Source organism: Acidobacteriota bacterium (assembly GCA_020349885.1).
GTDB lineage: Bacteria > Acidobacteriota.
Map to the genome: position 1 here is coordinate 482743 of CP070701.1, position 3482 is coordinate 486224.

Here is a 3482-nt window from a genome sequence, read left to right on the forward strand (position 1 = left end):
AAGACGGCGATACCGCCCTGACGGCCGCCGAGTTCAAGGACCACGTCGAGATTGTGGAAATTCTCAAACGGGCCGGAGCAAAGGAGTGACGGGGCGCGGAGGACGCCAGCCGCCCTCGGCGCCGGGGGGCGCTTTTCCCCGCCGCACCGCAATGTGCGTCGGGGCATATTAAGGGAAAGTGAAGCGAAAATTCCTCCCCCTCTTTCCCGCCCTGGCCCTCCTTCTTGCCCTCCATGCGGGCGCGAAGGAATCGCTCAAGGCGGAACACGTGCGCGTATCGTGGGTCGCTCCCAAAACGTTCGACTTGGAGGCGGGTGCCACGGCGGGTATCCGCTTCGTTCCCGACCCGGGCTGGCACCTTTACTGGAAAAATCCGGGAGATTCGGGCGCGCCGCCGCTATTCCAGCTTCGGGCCGAGGGGGCGCTGTGCGGCGAGGTGGGGTGGCCGTATCCAGAGCGCATGCCGTACGGGTCTTTCGTCGACCTCGGGTACGAGGGCGAGGTCGTTTTTCCATTCGACGTGAAACCGGAAGGCGGCGGCCCCGCCCGCGTCGAGGCGAAACTCGAATGGGCCGTGTGCGAGGAAATATGCATCGTCGGCTCGGGGATTCTCACTCTTGAGAGGCCGGTTCGCACCGAGGAGAAATGGAAGTCCGCGGCCCGTGCGCGGCTCTTGCGTTACGAGGCGCGCGTCCCGCGCCCTTCCGACGAGTCTCCGTGGGAAATCGCCGAGGCGCGGCTTTCCCCGGAGCGCCTCGTCCTGACGCTCAAGGCGAAGGACGGCCCCCGCCCGCCCCGCGCACCCGAGGCGTTTCCCGTGAACGGAAACCTTGTTCTTCCGCAGGCTCCCGCCGTGGAGAGGGCGGACGGAGGCTTCCACCTTACGTTCGACGTCCCGGGGGGCGTGGCTCCGTTCGCGAGCACGGGGTTCGTGCTGGTAGAGGATGGAAGGGCATGGGAATTTCCCTCCGTGCCCGTCGCCGCGGAAGGTTTCCCTCCGGCCTCCCGCTATGTAGAATAGGTTTTCGAAACCGACGATACCCGAAAGGAGAACAATCGTATGCGACAAAAATGCGCCGCCGCGCTTCTCGCAATGGCACTCGTTCCTACGCTTGCGTTGGCCAAAGCGGTTCCCGGAAAAGACGCTCCCGCCTTCGAGGCGAAGGCCGCCTCGGGGGGGACGCAAAAGCTTTCCGACTACAAGGGAAAGTGGCTTGTCTTGGAATGGTTCAACATGGATTGCCCGTTCGTGCAGAAGCACTACAAAAGCGGCAACATGGAGAAAATACGGAAAACGTACGCCGAGAAGGGTGTTATGTGGCTTACGGTCTGCTCCTCCGCGGAGGGCAAGCAGGGCTACGTCGCTCCCTCTGACGCGGCGAAGGTTGCCAAGAAGCATAAACTGGCTCCCTCGGCGTTCCTTCTCGACGCCTCCGGCACGATGGGCAAGGCCTACGGTGCGAAGACGACGCCGCACATGTTTATTATCAACCCCGAAGGAAAAGTCGTCTACGCGGGAGCGATTGACGACAACAGCTCGCGCGATCCGGCGGTGATTCCCGAATCAAAGAACTACGTCGTAGCGGCGCTCGACGCGGCCCTGGCGGGAAAGCCGGTGAAGCCCGCTTCCACCCGGCCCTACGGCTGCAGCGTGAAGTACGCGGATTAAGGCGAGGCGTCCTGCCGGCCGCACCACCCGCACGCGGCGCAAGTGCCTGCGCCGCCCGCCGGAATGACCGGCCCGTCCGTTTCATGTACAATAAGGGTGCGCCGGAGTGGCGGAATGGTAGACGCAAGGGACTTAAAATCCCTCGGGGATTTGTCTCCCCGTGCCGGTTCGAGTCCGGCCTCCGGTACCTCTATGGCGGCCCCCACCAGATCGCCTAGGATGCCAAAATACCCCCACTCAAGGCCATAGTTTTGGATGGCTTCTAATAAAAACAGTTAAGACGCGGCTTCGGAGAAGCCCTTATCCCACGTCCTGGCCCGGAAGGAACGGCGGAACGGGACAGTCCAGGCCGTCCGCCACGGCGCGCAAAAGCTCCGCCTCGTGTATCGTGGCGAGGCCGTCCGCGGCGGTCGTGACGATGCACGCCTCCAGCACGCGCCGCTTTATCTTCGGGGAGGCCTTGGTCAGCACGTCGAGCGCCTCGCCGACGGCGTCGAGCCCGGCCTCGCCGGTCGGCAGTATCCGCGCGGAGAGGTCCACCCTGGCCGCGCCCAACTCGAAGGCGCGGGCCGCCTCGCCCGCGTCGTCGTGGCCGGCGTACGCCAGGCCCGACAGGAGCCGGGCGCAGGAGCCCGCCAGCGGCTTCGTGGCGTAGTACTGGACGACGGGGGGCTTCCGTCTCTTGGCGAAGCGGGGCTGCAGGTGGCGCAGCAGGACGCACTGCAACATGAACTCGAAGATGTCAATCTGCTTGTCCGCCTCCACCAGGTGCCGGATGTTTTTTCGAAAAGCTCCGTACTGAACCGGCGAAAGCCGGCTCAGGGCCGGAATCGACATGTCCACGAGCGGCAGGCGCGTCTCGTCCGGAAGCGTCTCTACCTCGGGGGCCAGCTTCAGGGTCTCCTTGTAGACCGTCTTGTCCGCGTTGTGCCCAAGACGCTCAAGCTGAAGGCGGCGGGATTCTTTCTCGCGGTCCAGGAGCATGGCGTACACCACGGCCCGGGCGCCGAAGGGCTCGTGGGCGGCCCCGGTGACGGCCTCGGGGATGGAGGCCTTGAGTTGCGCGGCGTAGCGCAGATGTTCCTCGCTCGGCGCGCCCACGCGGGCGAGTATCTCCTTCGAGCGCATCACCGTGGCGCGCTGCGCTCGGGCGCCCCTGGCCGGCGCGGCCCCTGCTCCGGCCACGACGCCCCCCGCCAGCACGGCGGTCATCTCGGGGCCAAGAATTGTTTCCAGGTCCTCCTTCTCCTCCTTTTTCCGGCGGCGGGGTGCCTTCTTGGCCGGGGGCTCGACGCGGACGAACCGGCCGTCCCATCGGGGCTCGACGCGCCGGATGCGCTCCTCGAGCGGAGGGTGCGTGGCCAGCGCGCCCACCCAGGACCGGGAGAGCGCGTTGGCTATAAACATGTGGCTGGTCTGCTCGGCGTTGGGGCTTACGAGCCTCGCTCCCATGTCCATGCCGCCGATCTTCTTGAGCGCGCCGGCGATGCCTGAGGGGTTGCGCGTGAACTGCACGGCGGACGCGTCCGCGAGGTACTCGCGCTGGCGGGACGCCGCGCTCTTTATCAGTTTGCCGAAAAACACGCCGACGTACCCGATCACCATGAGCACCAGCCCGATGCACACGACGGCGAAGATCGCGGCGCTGGCGCGCATGTCCGACGAGCGCGGCGCGTACCGGACCGTGCGCACCATCCAATAGCCCAGGACGCCGATGAGAAGGATCCCGTGCAGCACGCCCATCAGGCGGATGTTGAGCCTCATGTCGCCGTTCAGGATGTGGCTGAACTCGTGGGCGATAACGCCCTGGAGC

General features: G+C 65.6%; 3 protein-coding genes and 1 tRNA gene. 3 read left to right on the forward strand and 1 reads right to left on the reverse strand.

All coding sequences use genetic code 11. The annotated features are described in order from the left end of the window. Positions 1-178 precede the first annotated feature (178 nt). From JSV08_02125 to JSV08_02135, 3 genes are all read left to right on the forward strand, one after another. Positions 179-1021, forward strand: a complete 843-nt coding sequence (locus JSV08_02125; GenBank protein UCF81235.1) for a hypothetical protein — start codon at positions 179-181, stop codon at positions 1019-1021. Between the two features lie 39 nt (positions 1022-1060). Then, a complete protein-coding gene (locus tag JSV08_02130; protein ID UCF81236.1) occupies positions 1061-1669 on the forward strand; it encodes a thioredoxin family protein in 609 nt (202 codons plus the stop codon). A 100-nt stretch (positions 1670-1769) separates the two neighbouring features. Beyond that, positions 1770-1856 (forward strand) — tRNA-Leu (locus JSV08_02135). Between the two features lie 113 nt (positions 1857-1969). Here the strand turns inward: JSV08_02135 and JSV08_02140 are convergent. Then, positions 1970-3482: M48 family metalloprotease (locus JSV08_02140; protein UCF81237.1), on the reverse strand; the 1513-nt coding region annotated here is incomplete at its 5' end.

What these genes read in the sequence shown, in the direction of transcription:
- JSV08_02130 (UCF81236.1), top strand. Translation starts at nt 1,061, where the DNA reads ATGCGACAAAAATGCGCCGCCGCGCTTCTCGCAATGGCACTCGTTCCT.